This is a genomic window from Deltaproteobacteria bacterium, assembly GCA_009930495.1.
Taxonomy (GTDB): Bacteria; Desulfobacterota; Desulfovibrionia; order Desulfovibrionales; family Desulfomicrobiaceae; genus Desulfomicrobium.
The window spans coordinates 1-19320 of the sequence record RZYB01000036.1 but is presented as its reverse complement, the minus strand read 5'-3'; the positions used below and the strand labels follow the sequence as shown (position 1 = coordinate 19320).

The following is a 19320-nucleotide window of genomic DNA, read 5'->3' as shown; positions in this document are numbered from 1 at the left end:
TCGGCCGGGGTTTCCTTGAGGGTGGGGACGTAGAGTTTGCTGAACAGCATGAATTCTCCTGTGGCTATAATGAAAAGTGTTGGCTGGTAAAATTTTCGAGTTATTATGAAAATGGAGGCGTTTAACGGCCGCAGCGCCGCTCGTCGAGGAACTTTTCCAGCTCCTCCATGAATGCGGGCAAAAGGTCCGCCCGACCGCGCACCTTGCGCACGACCTCGCCCTTGCGAAAAATAAGCCCCGAGTCCCGGCCGCCGGCCACGCCGATGTCGGCCTCGCGCGCCTCGCCGGGGCCATTGACCACGCAACCCATGACGGCCACGGTAAACACGTCCTCCACATGGCGGAGGCGTTTTTCCACGGCGTCGGCCAGCTCCATGAGGCCGATTTCGGTTCGGCCGCAGGTCGGACAGGACACGATTTCCGGACCCCGCGCCCGCAGCCCCAGTGCACGCAGGATCTCCCAAGCGACGAGCATTTCCTCCACCGGATCAGCGGTGAGCGACACGCGCAGGGTGTCGCCGATGCCTTCGGCCAAAAGAATTCCCAGCCCCACGGACGACTTGACCGCCCCGCGCATGGCCGTTCCGGCCTCGGTCACGCCGATATGCAGCGGATAATCCACGGTTTTCGCCATGAGTCGGTACGCGGCAATGGTCCCCAGGACGCTGGAGGACTTGAGCGAAATCTTGGTGTCGTAAAAATTGCGCTCTTCGAGCAAGCGGACATGCGTGAGCGCGCTCTCGACCATGGCCTCCGGGGTCGGCCCGCCATGTTTTTTGAGCAAGCCCTTGTCGACCGAGCCGCTGTTGACACCGATACGGATGGGCACCCCGGCCGCGCGCGCCGCGTCCACCACGCGGTCAACCTTGTCCGGGCCGCCGATATTGCCAGGGTTGATGCGCAAACCGCCCACGCCCGCTTCCACGGCCATGACCGCTAGGCGCGAGTCGAAATGGATGTCCGCGATGAGCGGCACCGGAGCTTGGTCACAGATACGGCGCAAGGCCATGGCCGCTTCCACGTCCAAGACGGCCAGACGCGCGATCTCGCACCCGGCCTCGGCCAGGGCCAAGATCTGGACCAGGGTCGCGGCCACATCGCGGGTGTCGGTGTTGGTCATGGACTGGACACGGATGGGATTGTCGCCGCCGATACCAATTCCACCCACGGAAATCGCGCGGGTTTTCGTGCGCGGCGCGAGGGCCGCGAAGTCGTGAAGTGTCATGGCGCGGGAGACTACTGAATTTGGCTTTCAAAGCCAAGGACAAGGGCCCGACGCGGATCAGAAGTAGCCAAGGCTCCGCAGTTGCCCCATGTGCTCCTCCTTGCGGCTGTCACGGCCCGAACGCTCGCCGTGGCCGGAGCGACTGGTGCAGGGCATGCATCCCAGGGAACGATACCCTTCATCGTATAGCGGACACCAGGGAATGCCTTCACGCACGAGGAAAGTCCAAACATCGAGCTCCGTCCATTCAAGAATTGGCGCGGCCCGGACATGAACCGGATCGACGTGTTCTTCCAGCCAGGGATGACCGGCACGGTTGGGGTTCTCGTCCGCGCGCACACCGGTCAACAAGGCCGAAATTCCAAGGTTTTGCAAGGCGTTGTTCAGGGGAACAACCTTCAAGTCCCGGCAACATGTCAAAGGATCCCGGGCCAGGGGATACCGGGACAAAGGCACGGATGGCCGGATGATGTGCAGATCAATATTCCAATCCCTGGCCAAACGATCTCGAAAAGCGAGCACTTCTGGAAATTTGCAGCCGGTATCCAAATTCAGGGCGCGGACTCGCGCTTCAGGCGCGTGCTCGGCCAGCACGACGCGCCACAGGGCAAGCACCACCGTGGAATCCTTGCCTCCAGTCCAACCGACGGTTGTTCCCAAACCAAAACATTCCAGTGTCTGACGCATCCTCGCCATGGCCAGGGCGCGTTTTTCCTCCAAAGTCATGCAGCCTCCTTCCCACCCAGAAACATTCATGCCTTTTCCGCACGTCCGGGGCGCAGCATGCATTCCGGAGGGAAATCTGTCGACCCGCCAAAACGACAAAAAAAGACCGGGCAAGCCCGGTCTTTGAACCAACGTCGGAACAGGCGACTACACGTTGTTCCAAGAGGAAGATGTCAATCGCGCGCCACTTGATGTGACCAACAGACAGGCATGGCCCGGCAACGAGGCCGTCAGTCGCAATGCCTCGCGCGGATGCATGAGGCTCAGCGCCGTGGCCAGGCCGTCGGCCTGCATGACTGTCGGAGCCTGAACGCTGACACTTTTTATGTATTGCGGTGAAGAGCCGGTGTCCGGATTGACCAGATGGTGCGAAGTTCGAGTTGGATTGAAAAAGACCTCGTACCCGCCGGAAGTGGCGACTGCTCCATTGCGCATTTTGAGCACCGCCGGATAATCACCGTGCTTGTTCGGGTCCTCGATAGCGACATGCCACGGACGATCCAGACCATTGGAAAAACCCTGAACGCGGATATCGCCGCCCGCGTCGATCATGAAATGCTCGACACCCTCGCGTCGCAAGACCTCGGCCGCGCAATCGGCGATATACCCCTTGGCGACACCATCCAGGGTCGCGCTCATGCCCGTGGCCTCGAACCACAGTTTCTGACCGTCCTGCCGCAACCTGGACGCATCGACCAATGACAAGGCTTCCCGCAATTCGGCCTGACCCGGTTTACCCATGGAACGCTCCAACAGCGTCAAAACGGGGGTAATACTCACATCAAAACGCCCATTTGAATGGCGATGCAAAAATTGGCCGTGATGGATCACATCCAACAATTCCGTGGGTGCCCTATCCAACCGGCCAGCGTCGTTCAACGAGGACAGCGCCGAGCGGGAGTCAAACCGGCTCATAATCGCCGACAACCGTTCGATTTCGGCATAAGCCCGCCCCAGGGCGTCTTCACACCGGCCGGAGGAGTCCGCAAGCGCGGTGATACCGACAATCGTGCCCATAAGCAGACGCTTCTCATTCACGCGTTGGAACTGCGCGGCGGCCAGGGCCGGCAGAACGCGGAGAGAAGGAGCCAATACAGCTCCTGCCGCCAGAACGGACAAGGATTTCAAAAAAGTCCGGCGATCAGAGAAAAATTCCCCATGCTTCATGATAATTCTCCGTACTGGTGCGCGTTACGCGTTCAAGTCCGCGACGTGGGATTCTTCGGGATAATGCGCGGGTTCCGTTTCAGGGCCTGCCGCGATGTATTCAGGATTGAGACACCGCAAGATGTTCCGGGGGCACTTTTCCACGCAAACTTCCCCGCAAGACGGTCCGTACGCCAAGCAAGCCTTGTGGTCGATGACAATGCGGTCATCGACCATGGAGATGCACTGGGCCGGACATTTCTTGATACAGGCGCCGCAGCTGATACACCCCACCTCGCACACATCCTTGACCGCCTTGCCCTTATCCTGGGACGAACAGAACACCATGACCCGGGAACGGCGGGGAATCAGCTCCAGAATGGAATTCGGGCAGGTGCGGACACAGGTTCCACAACTCGTGCATTTATCCGGGGCGATGTGCACAAGATTATTCTCGATCCACATCGCATCAAAGGGACAGGCGCGGACACAATCCCCAAGACCAAAACATGCGTAGGAGCAAGCATCCGGCCCGCCTTGGACCAATTTCGCCGCTGCGCAGCTCATCACGCCCAAATATTCGAATTTTTTCGCGACCTTTCCTTCAACCTTCATGCAGCGACGAAAGGCGACCATGGGTTCGGAATCGCCCGCGGCCTTGCCCGTCAATTCAGCGACCCGCTTGGCGACATCGGGACCACCGGCGCAGCATTTATTCGGCGGGACACTCGGATCATTAATGACAGCAGCGGCATACGCTTCGCATCCGGCATAGCCGCATCCACCACAGTTGGCTCCAGGCAAGGCCTCGGTCACCACCTCGATGCGTGGATCCTCCTCGACGTACAGCACCTTGGACGCGACGGCCAAGAGGCCGGCGGAGATGAAGCCCAGGCTGAACAGTGTAACAACTGATGCTGTGATCATTCTTCTCTCCGTGGTTAGGCGATCATGCCTTTGAATGCCATGAACGCCAGTGACATGAGACCGGCCATGATCAATCCGCTGGGAACCCCGCGCATGGACCGAGGAATACGTGTAACTTCAAAACGCTCGCGAATACCCGCCATAAGGATCAATGCCAACAAAAAGCCTGTCGCCGCGGCGACAGCGTACAGCATGGACGTGACCAAATCATATTCCTTGCGCTGCACCAAAATGGCCACGCCGAGAACGGCGCAGTTCGTGGTAATGAGCGGCAAAAAAATTCCCAAGGATTTATATAAAGGCGGGACCATTTTTTTCAAAAACATTTCCACAAACTGAACAAGCGCGGCGATGACCAAAATAAAGACGATGGTTTGGAGATACGCGAGATGAAATGGAATAAGAACGTACATCTGAATAAGATACGTAAACAGTGTGGCCATGATGGTCACAAAGATAACCGCCGCGCCCATGCCGAAGGCAACACCCTTTTCCTTGGAACATCCCAGATACGGGCAATTTCCAAGATATTGGGCCAAAACTATGTTGTTAACAAAAATTGCAGAAATAAAAAGCAAAAATGTTTCCATGCAAAGCTCTCCTTAGCCCTTGGCGGGCTGCAGCCGTTCCAGCTTTTTTTGAGCCGCGATTTTGTCCATGGCCTTACAGGCGGCGCAGCCGGCACAACCAGCGTCGAAATTGGGATCAAGTTCGAGGCCCTTGCGCTTGGCTTGCCACAGATTCAAATAATTCATCCCGGCCAAGATCAACCCCAGACAAACAAAAGCTCCCGGGGCCTGAACCATGAAAGTGAAGGGATGAAAATCCGGACCAAACAAAGAAACGCCGAACAAGCATCCGGCGCCGAAAAGCTCGCGAATGGCGCCCAAAAATGTCAAGGAGATGGTGAAGCCTATCCCCATGCCCAACCCATCCGCCAAGGATAGCAAGGGAGGATTTTTTGCGGCAAAGGCTTCAGCCCGTCCGAGAATGATACAGTTGACAACGATCAGGGGGACAAAAATGCCCAGCTGCTCATAGAGTGGATACGCAAAAGCCTGCATGAGCATTTCCACGGCCACGACCAGCGATGCCGCGATAGCGATAAAACAAACAATCCGAACTTTTTTGGGAATAATGTTCCGTACCAATGAAATGATCACATTGGACAAAGCGAGAACAAAAATAACCGCTGCCCCCATGCCCAACCCATTGTTGGCGGTGTTTGTCACCGCCAGTGTAGGACAAAGACCAAGCACCAGCCGAAACGGGGGAAGCTCTTTCCAGAGCCCTTTGGTGAATTCTTGCATCATATTAGCCATGAACAAACTCCTTGGGGTGAGTGGCGGCTACCAGGAAGTCTTGATGGTATCCTTGAGGGCCGCATACCAGCCGGCGGCCTGCTTGACCGCGTCGGCTGTGCCGATGGAAGAAAACGTAGCCCCAGATATGGCGTCGATATCGCCGCCATCCTTCTTGAGACTGGCCTTGGCCGGGTCCTTGCCCTTGAATTGCTTGGAAAACGCAGGCTCTTGAATCCGCGAACCAAGGCCTGGAGTTTCCTTGTGCGTGGTCACGCAAATTCCAACCAGTGCATCCGAGGACACGTCAAACCCCACCAGGACATTGACATCACCGCCATAACCTTTTCCCGCGCCCTCAAAGGCAACGGCCAACAATTTGCCATCCTTGATGGTTGGAAAAACCGTGACCGTCTCTCCCTCGGCTCCGGGTTTGGGCAGAACCTTGCGGTCTGCGATGGGGTCATTGGTGCCATGCAAAAAAATCTGCTTCAGGGCCGGACCCTGGACATTCATCAGGACCTGTTCCTCGATGATGGGATTCGTCCAAACCTTCAAGCCGGACAGGACAAAACCCGCCAATCCGGTGATGGCGGAAAGCACTACCACCATGCGTACAAGTTCCATCATGACGTGCTACCTCCCGCCGAAGGGTTTAGGTTCAATCAGATCAAAGAGCGGTGTGCAGAGGTTCGCCAACAAAACGGCAAAAACCACGCCATCGGGATAGATTCCATAGGTTCGAACAACGATCGCCAGCGCCCCACCAAAAAAGCCGTACAACAGCATCGGAAGGCGCCAAGCTGGCGAAGATGATGGGTAGGGCATGAGAAAAAATGCCGCCAGGAGGGTGCTGCCAGAAAGCACATGAAACAATGGCGAGGCGTATGCATTGGGGTCGATCAGGTTATAGACAAGCCCGGTCAAAAACGCCCCTGCTAAAAAGGAAACCGGGACAAACCACCGCAACACGCCCGTGGCCAAAAGGTATCCGCCGCCCACCAAAATCATCAACGCCTGGGAAGCGCCCAAGGCACCCAAATGATCACCGAGCAACAAGCTCATGGGTGAAATCGCGGCCACGGCGTCGAGCCCAAAATACTTTAGCTCGCTCAATGGCTCGATGCGATCCCAAGAAAGCAGCATTCCATTCAAATCCATGAAATCAGGCCAAGATATGGTCAGAATGGCCCAGCCCATGGCCGGGGCGCAAAGTGGGCTGCCACCATAACCGCCAAAAACCATGCGCCCGAGAATGATGGTCAAGGAACTGCCGATGACAACCATCCAAGCTGGCAGGGTGGCTGGCAATAAAAAAGCGAAAAGAATGCCGTCGGTCAGGGCTGAAAAATCATCGGAGCTCGGAGCCTGCTCCATGATTCTTTGCACCAGGGCTTCCGTGAGAACAGCGGCTAGTCCAGCCCAGGCCATGACTTCAATGGCGGCATAGCCATATTGGTATACAGCCATGATAGCGGCGGGCAGAAGAGCCAGCAACGTATGCAGCATGGTCTTCTGAATGGTTTTTCCACAATGCCAAAACGGCGCCGAGGACACCGATAGTATGTTTGGAGAAGTTTCCTGACTTGCCATGAGCTCTTATCCTTGGTTGTCCGTGTCTGATGGATGGCCGATGAGCCGCAAGCAGCTAGTCCTGCAAGCGGCACGTCGAGACAAACTCGTCCTGGGCCAGCAGTTGCTGTTTGGCCAGCTTCAAATATTGAAGCACCGGTCGATTCGCCGGGCAGGCAAACGTGCACATGCCACATTCGAGGCAGGCTTCGACATGTCTGGTTCTGGTTTCGTCATACTTGCCAAATTCAGCGTAGCGCGACAGCATGCCCGGCTGGATGCGAGCCGGACAAACCAGGACGCATTCGCCACAATTGATACAGGCCGACAATCCCACTTCCGGAAAACGCCCCAAGGGCACCAGGGTGACGGCCGTGCAGTTCTCGGGAATACCCATGGCGAGATCATAAACAGCCTCGCCCCGCATGGGCCCGCCCAAGACAACCTTGCATCGATCCGATGACATCCCGGCGACATGCAACACATCCCGTACAGGCATGCCCGTGGAAACCCGAAACACCTTTTCTCCAACGGAAACGACAGCATCCACCAAGGGCAGCTTCGTTTCCGCCACCCGTCCGACACGGTACAAGTCCGAAACGGAAATGACATCGACACCATCCGGCCGTTCCGAGCCAGTCGCGGCCAGGACGACCAAGGGATCGATGGTCTTGGGATAAACGTCACTGGCATGCACGGTGGTGCATCCGTAGAGAGTAATGTTCATGCTCGGCGCGACGACAAGCTTGATCGTACCCGGCCTGACCGCCCGCTCCAAGACCTGAATGCCAGCTTCCAAGGTCGCCTTGGCGTCCTTGAGCAGCTGCTCGCTGACGTAAACCCCGGGTTCGGGATTCAGGCCATTGACGACCAGGGTCCGCGAGGGATGAAATTTATCCGTGTCGATTCCCAGTTCCAGAAGCCTGCGACAGAGATCTTCCTGCATCAACGCGTCCAAATCCGAGCACGGCTCCGGACGTGAAGGCGGGGCCACATCCTCTCCCTCCTTGGGAGCGGGCAATGGGCCGATGACAATAAAGCCAGGCTGAATGTCATCCACGGCGCCGTCGATACTCGCGTGGACAAAACCGGTATTGAATGAATTCTTGGACGGATTCTCCGCGATGACCTGACCCTTGGCCACGATTTGTTTTTTCTTGACCACGGGCTTGTGTTTTTCTTGAATTGGAATCCGTACCAGCGTCGGAACGGGCGACTCCTGCAAACTCCCCTTGAGCGCGGACGAAGTATTGAGTTTCATCATGATGCCTTACCTAGTGTGACAACGGGTACACGATTTTTCACCATAAGGGCCAGCTCCTGCCTTCTCGTGACATGTCATGCACTGATCGTGAAATGAATCCATTCGATGGGGCAATGGAGTGGCATCCGAATCATAATGACAGGAATTACAGGCTGGCTGCGCTCCTTCGGCCTTTCCAGGCAACATCGCGTGACAGTCTTTGCAACCATCCAGTTTTTTCTCGTACATCTCGGCGTGACAACTTTCACACTTGGCATGCACGGCCTCCCGCAAGGAAGGAGTGGCGCCGTCGGCGGTATCGCCATGGCATTGGTTGCAGGCCCCTGGCTCCGCCTCTATGTCCGTGCCATGATGACAGTCGGTACAGGCCGACGTATATTCCTCGGCATGCGCATCATGATCATACGTCAAGGTACCCATTTCCGCATGATGACACTGCACACAGGTTTCCCGAGGCAACTTTTTCTGGTGATCGGCCGAAAACTTGGCGTCAAATTCCGTGGCATGACACGAACCGCACGGGAGCGCGGCCATGTTGGGAATTTTTCCTTCGTGATGACAGTCGATGCACCCCTTCCCCATGCCTTCCACATACTTCACGTGCCGGGCGTGGGTAAAAACGACATCGCCACCCTTGTTGTCCAGCCGCAGACGAACGGGAAGCTCTTCCGATGGGGCCGGGGCGAACTGCCCGCCAATGGCCAAAGTCGCCAAGAGACCGCAGACAATGGTGATTGGTACGTAACGTTTTTTCAAGGCTGTGTCCTTGTGCTCCGGTTGACAGGATTGAAGTCCAAATACTTCCAAGCAACCAATAAAACACCATAAAATCAGTAACCGTCCCCTCATGGAACGGCTAGGAAGGTGTCATAGACGACACTTTTTGTTTTGTAAATATAAGTCCCCAATTTTCTAATGTGATCTTCATCATGATTCAAAAATTTCCAGTTTCCGGCTCCGTGAATACAACGCCGCGACTCTTTTCCCGGACCCCAAATAAACGAAAACAAGCTCGCACCAAAACCTGACAAAATCAGTATACATTAAAAATACACGACGCGACATCTCCATGCCATTTCATCAATCACAGCCAAAGACCGTGAGATCGTGAATTTTCAAAATAGCACGATTACCAAAAAGAAGGTCCTCATCGCGACAAAAAACGCCCAACCCAAGGCAGCCGCCGAAGAGCATCCCAGAATGAACCGCCATCCTCGGCCGCCTTGACACCACCCCTCCGATCTCCTAGCCAAAAACCAGTTTTTGCAGGGGGTGGCGAGGAGCCTGAGATGATACCCGTTGAACCTGATCTGGATCATGCCAGCGAAGGGAAATGCAAAACCAGGGCTGGCGTCCGGCCCCGATCCCATCCTCGCCTCTGCCGCGTTTCCAACCCACCCGCAGCACGAGGTGTCCCGTGTCCGACGTAATCCGCAAAGCCGCCGAAAACCTGCGCGCCCTCCGCGCGGCCAACCCGCTTGTCCACAACATCACCAATTTCGTGGTCATGAACACCACCGCCAACGCCCTCCTGGCCTGCGGCGCGTCACCGGTCATGGCCCACGCTGAAAACGAGGTCGAGGAGATGGTCGCCCTGGCCTCGTCCCTGGTCCTCAACATCGGCACCCTGACCGACACCTGGGTCGCGGCCATGCTCAAGGCCGGCGTCAAGGCCACGGCACTGGGCCGACCCATCGTGCTCGATCCGGTTGGCTCGGGCGCGACAACCTTGCGCACCGAGGCGGCCAAAACCATTCTGGCCCGGACCAAGGTCACCGTGGTGCGCGGCAACGCCTCGGAAATCCTGTCCCTGGCCGGCCAGGCCTCCCAAACCAAAGGCGTGGACGCCACGGCCGCCGTGACCGACGCAGCCGACGCCGCCAGCCAACTGGCCCGCGAACTGGGCGTGACCCTGGCCATCACCGGCCCCACGGATCTGGTCACCGACGGCACGCACACCGTTCTCGTCGAGGGCGGTCATCCGCTCATGCCCCGGGTCACGGGCACGGGCTGCACGGCCTCGGCCCTGGTCGGGGCGTTTCTGGCCGTGGACCCCGACCCGCTTTCGGCTGCGGCCTCGGCCCTGGCCTTTCTGGGCGTGGCAGGAGAAATTGCCGGCGAAAAAACGGAAGGGCCCGGCACATTCCAGGTCCGTCTCCTGGACGCCCTGTACACGCTTTCTCCCGAGGATCTGGCCGCACGCGGCCGTATCCGCGAGATCGGCCATGCCTGACTTCTCCCTGTATCTGGTCACGGATCGCGGACTTTCGCGCGGCCGCAGCACCGTGGACATCGTCCGGGCGGCCCTGGCCGGGGGCGTGACCTGCGTGCAGCTGCGTGAAAAACAGGCCTCCACGCGGGATTTTCTGGCCGAGGCCAAGACGGTGCGCGCCCTGCTGCGCGGCAGCGGCGTGCCGTTGGTCATCAACGACCGCATCGATGTTGCCCTGGCCGTGGACGCGGACGGCGTGCACCTGGGCCAGACCGACATGCCCCTGGCAGACGCCCGGCGCATCGTCGGCAAAGCCATGTTCATCGGCATTTCGGCCGAGTGTGTGGAACACGCCATCCAGGCCGAACGCGCGGGCGCGGACTATGTCGGCGTCAGCCCGGTCTTTGCCACCCCGACCAAGACCGACACGGCTCCGACCCTGGGTCTGGAGGGCATCAAGGCCATGCGGGCGGCGGTGTCCATCCCGTTGGTCGGCATCGGCGGCATCACGCAAGACAACGCTGCCTCGGTCATCCGCGCCGGCTGCGACGGCGCGGCCGTGGTCTCGTCCATTGTCAGCGCCCTCGACCCCATGCGGGCGGCGGCGGAACTCAAAACCATCATTGACGCGGCCAAGGAGCGACCATGAACCTCTCCAAGAAATATTCTCGTGTCCTGACCATCGCCGGCTCGGATTCCGGCGGTGGCGCGGGCATTCAGGCGGACCTCAAAACCTTCGCGGCCAACGGCTGCTACGGCATGTCCGTCATCACGGCCCTGACCGCCCAGAACACCCTGGGCGTGACCGGCATCCACGCCGTGCCCGTTGATTTCGTCACCGCCCAGTTGGACGCAGTACTGGGCGACATCGGCACCGACGCGGTCAAGGTCGGCATGCTCTTCTCGCCCGAACTGATTCACGCCGTGGCCCAGGGTCTGATCCGGCATCAAGTCCGTGTCATTGTCCTGGACCCGGTCATGGTCGCCCAAAGCGGGGACAAACTGTTGCAGGACGAGGCCATCGACGCCCTCAAGACCGCCCTCATCCCCCTGGCCACCCTGATCACGCCCAATCTGCCCGAGGCAGGAGTATTGCTGGGCCGCGACATCGCCACGCCCGAAGCGGCCCAAAGCGCGGCCAGGGACCTGGCTGCCCTGGGACCGGCCAATGTCCTGGTCAAGGGCGGACATCTGGAATCCGGCGACAGCGACGACTGCCTCTACCTGGGAGCCGAGGACCGCATGGTCCGCCTGCAAGGCGAACGCATCGCCACCCGCAACAACCACGGCACGGGCTGCACCCTGTCTTCGGCCATCGCCGCCCACTTGGCCAAAGGCGAAGACATGGAAACCGCCGTACGCCATGCCAAGGAATACATCAGCGGGGCCATCCGCGCCGGCGCGTTCTACAGTCTGGGCCAGGGGCACGGCCCGGTGCACCACTTCTTCCGGTTTTTTGGATGACGGCCCCACGCCTCGTTCTGGACCGCATCCGCCTGGAATACTCCGGGCAGCCGCTGTTCGCGGACCTGAGCCTGACCATTCCCGGCGGGCGGACCACCTGCATTCTTGGCCCAAGCGGCTGCGGCAAGTCCACGCTCCTGAAACTTCTGGCCGGCGCGCCCAGCCTGGAATTTCAGGGTGAAATCCGCATCGAGCCCGCGCCGGCCGGTCCAGCCGTGGCCTGGATGAGTCAAAACGATCTGCTGTTGCCCTGGCTGTCCCTGCTCGACAACATCCTGCTGGGCGCACGCCTGCGGGGCGAACTGACGCCCACCCATCGGGACAAGGCCCTGGACCTGCTCTCCCAGGCCGGCCTGGCGGACCAGGCCCGGGCCCTGCCGACTGCCCTGTCCGGCGGCATGCGCCAACGCGGCGCGCTGTTGCGCACCCTGATGGAAGGCCGCCCCGTCATTCTCATGGACGAGCCCTTTTCCGCCTTGGACGCCCTGAACCGGCTGCGCCTGCAAAATCTGGCCGCGCGCCTGACCGCCAATGCGACCGTGGTTCTGGTCACCCACGATCCCCTGGAGGCCCTGCGCCTGGGGCACCACATCGTCGTGCTCGGGGGCTCGCCAGCCAGGGTCGTCCGGACCATGGACCTCCCGGAAGAACCGCCGCGCGAGGCCGGTGATCCGGCCCTGGCCCGACACCACGGCGAACTTCTGGATTTGCTCCTGCGGGAGGTGGCATGAACGCCCGTCCCCTGATCCTGGCCGGCGGGTTTGTCGGCCTGTGGCAGATGCTGGTCAGCCTGAGCGGCGTGCCGGCCTACATCCTGCCCGGCCCCCTGCCCGTGGCCCAGGCCCTGGCCAGCCATGCGCCGCAACTTCTCGGACACACGGGCGCGACCCTGGCCGAAATCCTGCTGGGCCTCGTTCTGGGCGCGGTCTTGGGCGCGGGCGCGGCCCTGGTCATGATCCTGTCCCCGCTTTTGAAACGCTGGATGCTGCCGCTTTTGGTCGTCAGCCAGGCCATCCCGGTTTTTGCCCTGGCCCCGCTGCTGGTGCTGTGGCTGGGCTACGGCTTGGCCTCCAAGGTGGCCATGGCCGTTTTGATCATCTTTTTTCCGGTCACCACCGCCTTTTACGGGGGCATGCGCCGCGTTGATCCCGACCTCTTGGAGCTGGCCCGGATCATGGGTGCCAAGCCTTGGGCCGTGCTGACGGCCATCGTCATCCCCTCGGCCCTGCCCGGTCTGGCCTCGGGCCTGCGCGTGGCCACGGCCGTGGCTCCCATCGGCGCGGTCATCGGAGAATGGGTCGGGGCCAGCTCGGGGCTGGGCTTTTACATGCTCCACGCCAACGCCCGGATGCAGATCGATGTCATGTTCGCGGCCCTGACCGTGCTGGCCACCATTTCCCTGCTGCTCTATTTTCTCGTTGACCGCCTGCTGGACAGGCTGATTTTCTGGCAACCGCAACAAGGACTTTTGCAATGAAAAAACTCTGCATTCTCCTGACCGCCCTGCTTTTGGGCGCGTCCTCGGCCCAGGCCGAAAAATTGACCGTGCTTCTGGACTGGTTCGTCAACCCCGACCACGCCCCGCTCTACGTGGCTCTGGAAAAAGGCTTTTTCGCCAGTCGAGGCCTGGACGTGGAACTCATCGCGCCCTCCAACCCCAATGATCCGCCCAAGCTCGTGGCCGCCGGTCAGGCCGACATCGCCGTATCCTACCAGCACCAGCATCAGATGCAGGTGGCCGAAGGTCTGCCCCTGACCCGTATCGCCACCCTGGTCGCCACCCCCCTCAATTCCCTGGTAGTGCTCGACAATGGCAAGATTGGCGGCATCGCCGACCTCAAGGGCAAGACCATCGGCTATTCCGTGGGCGGATTCGAAACCGCCCTGCTGAAGGTGATGCTGGAGAAAAGCGGCCTGAGCCTGGATGACGTAAAACTGGTCAACGTCAATTTTTCCCTGTCCCCGTCCCTGTTCACGGGTCAGGCCGACGCGGTCATCGGCGCGTTCCGCAACTTCGAGTTGAACCAGATGGCCATCGAGGGCAAGCCGGGCAAAGCGTTTTTCGTGGAGGAGCACGGCGTGCCCGCCTATGACGAGTTGATCCTCGTGGCCAAGTCCGACAGAACCAAGGACAAAAACCTGCGCGCCTTTGTCGATGCCCTGGAAGAAGGCGTCCAATACCTCGTCAACCATCCCGAGGAATCCTGGAAGCTGTTCGTCGGCCACGGCCGCGAAAACCTGGACGATGAACTGAACCGCCGGGCCTGGAAGGACACCCTGCCCCGTTTCGCCCTGCGCCCCGGCGCGTTGGACGCAAACCGCTACGCGCGTTTTGCCGAGTTCCTGAAAAAGCAGGAACTGGTGACCACGATTCCGCCCATGACCACCTGGGCCGCGGAATTGCCCTGACCCGAAAGCTCGGACGCAAAAAAGCCGGACCCCCGCCTACAGGCGGTGGTCCGGCTTTTTCTTTCCAATATTGAAATGAAAACCGGCTAGATCTTGGCCGCGGTTTTGAGATCCGCGACCGCGTCGGTCACTTCCCAGGGGAAGACAAAATCCTCGCGGCCAAAATGCCCATAGCAGGCGCTTTTTTTGTAAATGGGCTGGAGAAGATTGAGACGCTTGATGATGAAATAGGGCCGCAGGTCAAAGACCTCCTTCACGGCCGTGGTCAGAACCTCATCCGGCACCACGCCGGTGCCGCCCGTGGTGACCAGCACCGAGACCGGCTCGGCCACGCCGATGGCGTAGGCAATCTGGACTTCGCACGTGGCGGCCAATCCCGCGGCCACGACATTTTTGGCCACATACCGGGCCATGTACGCGCCGCTGCGATCGACCTTGGACGGGTCCTTGCCCGAAAACGCCCCGCCGCCATGGTTGCCCATGCCGCCGTAGGTGTCGTTGATGATCTTGCGTCCGGTCAGGCCGCAGTCGGCCAAGGGACCACCCGCCACGAAACGGCCCGTGGTATTGATGTAGATGCGGGTGTTGGCGTCCATCATCTCGGCCGGCATGACCTTGGCGATAACCTCGCGCTTGATGCCGTCGACGATCTCCTCGTAGGTCACTTCCGGCGTATGCTGCGAAGACACGACCACGTTGTCGATGCGCACGGGCTTGCCCTGGCGGTATTCCACCGAAACCTGGGTCTTGCCGTCGGGACGCAGAAAGTTCAGCACGCCGGTCTTGCGCACCTCGGCCAGTCTGCGGCTCAGGTTGTGCGCGTAGTAAATGGGGGCGGGCATGAGCGCGCTCGTTTCCGTGGTGGCATACCCAAACATCATGCCCTGATCGCCGGCGCCCTGATCCTCGGGTTTGGACCGATCCACGCCCTGGGCAATATCCGGAGACTGCTTGTCGATGGACGACAACACGGCGCAGGTATTGGCGTCAAAGCCCATGTCGGAGCTGACATACCCGATTTCGCGCACCGTGGAGCGCACGATCTCGGGCAGGTCCGCGTAGGCTTCCGTGGTGATCTCTCCGGCGATGACGGCCATGCCCGTGGTGACCAGGGTTTCGCAGGCCACGCGAGAGCGGGGGTCCTGGGCCAACAGACTGTCGAGAACGGCGTCGGAAATCTGATCCGCGATTTTGTCGGGATGGCCCTCGGTCACGGATTCGGACGTGAACAGATAATGGTCGGCATTGAGAATCATTGATGTCTCCTTCTCACATACATTTAGTAACGATAATGGTCCGGCTTAAAGGGGCCGTTCACGGACACGCCGATGTAGTCGGCCTGCTCCTGGGTCAAGGTTTCGAGCTCCACGCCCAGACGGGACAAATGCAGGCGCGCCACTTCCTCATCCAAAATCTTGGGCAGGATCATGACCTGGGGCTCATACGTGTTCTTGGCCAGATCAAGCTGGGCCAGGACCTGATTGGTGAAGGAATTGGACATGACAAAGCTGGGATGCCCCGTGGCGCAGCCCAGATTCACCAGACGGCCTTCCGCCAGGACGATGATGCTCCGGCCACTGGGCAGCACCCATTTGTCCACCTGGGGCTTGATGGTTGTCTTGACGCAGCCGGACGTGGATTCCAGGAAAGCCATGTCGATTTCGCTATCAAAATGCCCGATATTGCAAATGATGGCTTCGTCCTTCATGGCCAGCATGTGCTCGCCCCGGATGACGTGGTAGTTACCCGTGGCCGTGACAAAAATATCGGCTTCCGCCACGCCCTTGTCCATGGTCGTGACTTCGTAACCTTCCATGGCCGCCTGCAGGGCGCAAATCGGGTCGACTTCGGTGACGAGCACGCGCGCGCCAAAGCCACGCATGGACTGGGCGCAGCCCTTGCCCACGTCGCCGTAGCCGCAGATCAAGACGACCTTGCCCGCGACCATGATGTCCGTGGCCCGCTTGATGCCATCGGCCAGGGATTCCCGGCAGCCGTAAAGGTTATCGAACTTGGACTTGGTGACCGAATCATTGACGTTGAACGCCGGGAAAAGCAGTTCGCCGGTCTTGGCCATCTGATACAGACGATGCACGCCGGTGGTGGTTTCCTCGGACACGCCACGGATGCCTGCCGCGATCTTGGTCCATTTTTGCGGGTCGATCTTGGCCCCGGCGGCAAGGCGGTCCAGGATGCAGCGGAATTCCTTGTTGTCCGTGGCGCGATGCAGCAAGGACGGATCCTTTTCGCATTTCGCGCCTTCGTGCACCAGAAGTGTCGCGTCGCCGCCGTCATCGACAATGAGGTCCGGCCCGGTTCCGTCGGGCCAGGTCAGGGCCATTTCCGTGCACCACCAGTAGTCTTCCAAGGTCTCGCCCTTCCAGGCGAAAACCTTGGCCAGCCCCTGGGCGACCACCGCGGCCGCGGCGTGATCCTGCGTGGAAAAAATGTTGCAGGACGCCCAGCGTACGTCCGCGCCCAGCGCCTTGAGGGTTTTGATGAGCATGGCCGTCTGGATGGTCATGTGCAAACTGCCGGTAACGCGCAGTCCCTTGAGGGGCTGCGTGGCCCCGTATTTGTCAATAAGCGCCATGAGTCCAGGCATTTCCCGTTCGGAAAGCTGCATCTCCTTGGCGCCCCAGTCGGCCAGCGACATATCGGCGACCTTGTGGTCCAGGGCGGGGTCAATGGGTAACGTCATAATCTCTCCTTGTCTTTCAGAATACACGTGCGTGTTATATGGAAATATCGTGGCGTTTGGCGGTGATGACAATAAGCGTCAGCCCCAAATTGATTGGGTGCCGCTCGCAGGTCTGCGTCCGAAAACCGGCTTGCTCCAGCCAACGCCATAAATCGTCCGGGGAAAAGCCCAACCAACGGTCTCCATAGCGAGAACGCAGGGTTTCGTTGTCATGGAGCTGAAATTCGGCCAATACGGCCCGCCCTCCCGGCCGAACCACCCGACCCATTTCGACGATGCCCGCCCCTGGGGAAGCCAGATGGTGCAACACCAGGGACATGACGGCCGCATCCGCTTCGCCGTCTCGCAGCGGCAAATGCTCCAAATCACCAATACGCAGACTTACCCTGGAATTTTCGGGTAACAACGCGCCAGCGGCTTCGAGCATGCGCGCCGAGTTATCCACGCCGATGACATGGTGGGCTTGCTCGGCCAATGTGCCCAAAAGCAGTCCCGGTCCACAACCCAGATCAACGACTGTCTCGAACTCCTGCAACGCGCCCAGAAGATGACGGGCCAGATCAAAATTCCCCAATATTTCCTGGCTCATGCGAGTCCAATCAGCGGCAAGTCCATCAAAAAAACGGGTCGTGGATTGACGACGCTCCGACAAGACCCGGGTCACTCCTTCCAGATCCAGGGCGTGTTCGGGCATCTTCGACAAGCCATCCAGAACAGCCTGCAAAAGTGCCCCCGCGCCGTTATTCGCGACCGTGGAATAAAAGGCCCACAGGCCATCGCGCTTGCACGCCACAAAACCAGCATCCATCAAAATTTTGAGATGGCGTGAAATCCGGGATTGTCCCATGCCCATGACCTGCACGATTTCGCCCACGTTCAATTCATGGCGCGCCAAAATACCGAGCAAGCGCAATCTGGTTTCATCGGCCAGGGCTTTGGTTTGAGTCAGAAGATGCATAAACGTGTCGTTGTTTTCTTATATCAAGATATTTCGATATAGCGAAATGTACAGATCACCCGCTTTGACGTCAAGACCGGGATATCCAATCTTGCGGCCTCGCTTCAAGCTGGTTAGGAGACGACATGCGTGAACGACAACGAAGGGTGTGCGCCATGGACGAGGCGCTCGGGCTGACCCTGAATACCCCCGAGGCGGCCCTGGAGCTGGCCATCGCCAGACTGTGGCGGCACTGGCCGGAGATATTCGGGACGGACATGGCCGAGATGATTCGTCCCCTGGGCCGGCGCAAGACCACCATGCTGCTGGGCACGACCAACTCCATGGTCATGCAGGAGTTTTCTTTTCTGGGACCGGAAATCCTGGAAAAAGCCAACACCTTCCTGGGCACCAACTATTTCCAGGAGCTCAAACTCGAACTCATGAGCGGCCGCCCTCCCCTGGATGAATCCCTGCTGCCCATTCCGTCCCCATCTCCCACGCCCCCGCTGCCCGAACCGTTAGGCAACCTGCTCCCGTGCATGGATCCTTCATCACCGGTGACCGCCTGCTACCGCGCCTATGTCAAACTCTTCCGACCAGACCTTGCCACCACGGAGCCCTCATGCGTCGACACACCATCTCATGGTTGATTTGCCTGGTTTTCTTCCCGACTTTCATATTCGCCAACAGCCAAATCGTGCACGATTACGTGCCCGGAGGCCGCGCCCCGCGCTTCGAGGGCCCTGTCACGGTTTGGATCGGCGGTGAAGACCAGTTGGAAGGGCAATACTACGTGGAATCCGTCCTGCGAGAACTCACTGACATCATTCCACATGTGAGCATCGAGTTGGTATCTTCCAAAAGCCAGGCCAATATCCGTGTCTATCTGACGGATTCCCACGAAGAGTGGCAACAGGCCATTGTCAGAAGCGAAGCAGAACAGGCCACGTGGCAGGAAAAAGGCCAGTTCATTCGTGGCTGCACTCGGGTGGTATCCACGGCATCCCGTCGAATCAAACGAGCCGATGTCATTCTGCACCTGGATTTCCAAACATCGGGCGGACAAAAACTGTGGGTGGTTCGTCACGAATTCATGCACGCCCTAGGTGTGACCGGGCATCCGCGCAACCATCCCGATTCCGTGCTCAATTCCATGCAACCCCAGGAAGATAAAAACGGCCTGTTCTCCGACGACGACAAGGCCGTGCTCCAAGCCATTTATGCGGATTAGCTCCTTGCCACGAAGGGGGCGAAAGATGTGGGTCTTGGCTCACGGCAAAAATTTCTAAAATCATCCACAAAAACATTGACTTCGCCAACACGGTTCTCTAAAGGCTACTTCTCACGCCGGAGTGGTGGAATTGGTAGACGCAGTGGACTCAAAATCCACCGAGGGCAACCTCTTGCGAGTTCGAGTCTCGCCTCCGGCACCA

At 59.2% G+C, this 19320-nt stretch carries 21 protein-coding genes, 1 tRNA gene and 1 riboswitch; of the genes, 9 read left to right on the top strand and 13 right to left on the bottom strand.

Going from position 1 to position 19320, the window contains the following annotated elements; all coding sequences use genetic code 11:
• Positions 1 to 121: 121 nt before the first annotated feature.
• The 10 genes from EOL86_05300 to EOL86_05255 form a co-directional block, all read right to left on the bottom strand.
• Positions 122 to 1225 (bottom strand): flavodoxin-dependent (E)-4-hydroxy-3-methylbut-2-enyl-diphosphate synthase, encoded by a 1104-nt coding sequence (locus EOL86_05300; GenBank protein ID NCD24989.1) that lies wholly within the window; start codon positions 1223 to 1225, stop codon positions 122 to 124.
• A gap of 57 nt (positions 1226 to 1282) precedes the next feature.
• Complete coding sequence (locus tag EOL86_05295; protein ID NCD24988.1) at positions 1283 to 1951, bottom strand: phosphoadenosine phosphosulfate reductase; 669 nt, start codon at positions 1949 to 1951, stop codon at positions 1283 to 1285.
• A 147-nt stretch (positions 1952 to 2098) separates the two neighbouring features.
• On the bottom strand, positions 2099 to 3118 hold the full coding sequence (locus EOL86_05290) for an FAD:protein FMN transferase (protein NCD24987.1): 1020 nt from the start codon (positions 3116 to 3118) through the stop codon (positions 2099 to 2101).
• 24 nt (positions 3119 to 3142) lie between these two features.
• A complete protein-coding gene (locus EOL86_05285) occupies positions 3143 to 4024 on the bottom strand; it encodes a Fe-S cluster domain-containing protein (GenBank protein NCD24986.1) in 882 nt (293 codons plus the stop codon).
• Positions 4025 to 4038: 14 nt separating this feature from the next.
• Positions 4039 to 4614: an RnfABCDGE type electron transport complex subunit A gene (locus tag EOL86_05280; protein NCD24985.1), complete on the bottom strand. Its 576-nt coding sequence runs from the start codon at positions 4612 to 4614 to the stop codon at positions 4039 to 4041.
• 12 nt (positions 4615 to 4626) lie between these two features.
• Positions 4627 to 5346 (bottom strand): electron transport complex subunit E, encoded by a 720-nt coding sequence (locus EOL86_05275; GenBank protein ID NCD24984.1) that lies wholly within the window; start codon positions 5344 to 5346, stop codon positions 4627 to 4629.
• Between the two features lie 27 nt (positions 5347 to 5373).
• A complete protein-coding gene (locus EOL86_05270; GenBank protein NCD24983.1) occupies positions 5374 to 5955 on the bottom strand; it encodes an RnfABCDGE type electron transport complex subunit G in 582 nt (193 codons plus the stop codon).
• A gap of 6 nt (positions 5956 to 5961) precedes the next feature.
• On the bottom strand, positions 5962 to 6918 hold the full coding sequence (locus EOL86_05265) for an electron transporter RnfD (protein ID NCD24982.1): 957 nt from the start codon (positions 6916 to 6918) through the stop codon (positions 5962 to 5964).
• Positions 6919 to 6973: 55 nt separating this feature from the next.
• On the bottom strand, positions 6974 to 8161 hold the full coding sequence (locus tag EOL86_05260) for a 4Fe-4S dicluster domain-containing protein (GenBank protein NCD24981.1): 1188 nt from the start codon (positions 8159 to 8161) through the stop codon (positions 6974 to 6976).
• A gap of 6 nt (positions 8162 to 8167) precedes the next feature.
• Positions 8168 to 9010, bottom strand: coding sequence for a cytochrome C (locus tag EOL86_05255; protein ID NCD24980.1), 843 nt, complete (start codon positions 9008 to 9010; stop codon positions 8168 to 8170).
• A gap of 409 nt (positions 9011 to 9419) precedes the next feature.
• A riboswitch (TPP riboswitch) is annotated at positions 9420 to 9511 on the top strand.
• A 67-nt stretch (positions 9512 to 9578) separates the two neighbouring features.
• Between EOL86_05255 and EOL86_05250 the strand changes: the two genes are divergently transcribed.
• The 6 genes from EOL86_05250 to EOL86_05225 are packed head-to-tail and all read left to right on the top strand — an operon-like array spanning position 9579 to position 14246.
• Positions 9579 to 10394 carry a hydroxyethylthiazole kinase gene (locus EOL86_05250; GenBank protein NCD24979.1) on the top strand — a complete coding sequence of 272 codons (816 nt, stop codon included), beginning with the start codon at positions 9579 to 9581 and terminating at the stop codon, positions 10392 to 10394.
• On the top strand, positions 10387 to 11022 hold the full coding sequence (gene thiE, locus EOL86_05245) for a thiamine phosphate synthase (GenBank protein ID NCD24978.1): 636 nt from the start codon (positions 10387 to 10389) through the stop codon (positions 11020 to 11022). Before EOL86_05250 ends, thiE begins: the two co-directional genes overlap by 8 nt.
• The gene (gene thiD, locus EOL86_05240) at positions 11019 to 11837 is read left to right on the top strand and encodes a bifunctional hydroxymethylpyrimidine kinase/phosphomethylpyrimidine kinase (protein NCD24977.1); all 819 of its coding nucleotides are present in this window, start codon (positions 11019 to 11021) and stop codon (positions 11835 to 11837) included. Before thiE ends, thiD begins: the two co-directional genes overlap by 4 nt.
• The gene (locus EOL86_05235; GenBank protein ID NCD24976.1) at positions 11834 to 12568 is read left to right on the top strand and encodes an ABC transporter ATP-binding protein; all 735 of its coding nucleotides are present in this window, start codon (positions 11834 to 11836) and stop codon (positions 12566 to 12568) included. The genes thiD and EOL86_05235 overlap by 4 nt, the downstream gene beginning before the upstream one ends.
• Complete coding sequence (locus EOL86_05230; GenBank protein NCD24975.1) at positions 12565 to 13314, top strand: ABC transporter permease; 750 nt, start codon at positions 12565 to 12567, stop codon at positions 13312 to 13314. The genes EOL86_05235 and EOL86_05230 overlap by 4 nt, the downstream gene beginning before the upstream one ends.
• Positions 13311 to 14246, top strand: coding sequence for an ABC transporter ATP-binding protein (locus EOL86_05225; GenBank protein NCD24974.1), 936 nt, complete (start codon positions 13311 to 13313; stop codon positions 14244 to 14246). Before EOL86_05230 ends, EOL86_05225 begins: the two co-directional genes overlap by 4 nt.
• An 86-nt stretch (positions 14247 to 14332) precedes the next feature.
• Here the strand turns inward: EOL86_05225 and EOL86_05220 are convergent, their stop codons facing one another.
• Genes EOL86_05220 through EOL86_05210 form a run of 3 tightly spaced genes read right to left on the bottom strand, consistent with a single transcriptional unit; the run spans position 14333 to position 17905 of the window.
• Positions 14333 to 15502 carry a methionine adenosyltransferase gene (locus EOL86_05220; protein NCD24973.1) on the bottom strand — a complete coding sequence of 390 codons (1170 nt, stop codon included), beginning with the start codon at positions 15500 to 15502 and terminating at the stop codon, positions 14333 to 14335.
• 23 nt (positions 15503 to 15525) lie between these two features.
• Positions 15526 to 16947, bottom strand: coding sequence for an adenosylhomocysteinase (locus EOL86_05215; GenBank protein NCD24972.1), 1422 nt, complete (start codon positions 16945 to 16947; stop codon positions 15526 to 15528).
• Positions 16948 to 16981: 34 nt separating this feature from the next.
• On the bottom strand, positions 16982 to 17905 hold the full coding sequence (locus tag EOL86_05210) for a methyltransferase domain-containing protein (protein NCD24971.1): 924 nt from the start codon (positions 17903 to 17905) through the stop codon (positions 16982 to 16984).
• A gap of 125 nt (positions 17906 to 18030) precedes the next feature.
• Here EOL86_05210 and EOL86_05205 point away from each other — a divergent pair, with 125 nt between their 5' ends.
• From EOL86_05205 to EOL86_05195, 3 genes are all read left to right on the top strand, one after another.
• Complete coding sequence (locus EOL86_05205; protein ID NCD24970.1) at positions 18031 to 18537, top strand: DUF721 domain-containing protein; 507 nt, start codon at positions 18031 to 18033, stop codon at positions 18535 to 18537.
• Positions 18510 to 19118, top strand: a complete 609-nt coding sequence (locus EOL86_05200; protein ID NCD24969.1) for a DUF2927 domain-containing protein — start codon at positions 18510 to 18512, stop codon at positions 19116 to 19118. The genes EOL86_05205 and EOL86_05200 overlap by 28 nt, the downstream gene beginning before the upstream one ends.
• Positions 19119 to 19233: 115 nt before the next feature.
• Positions 19234 to 19320 (top strand) — tRNA-Leu (locus EOL86_05195).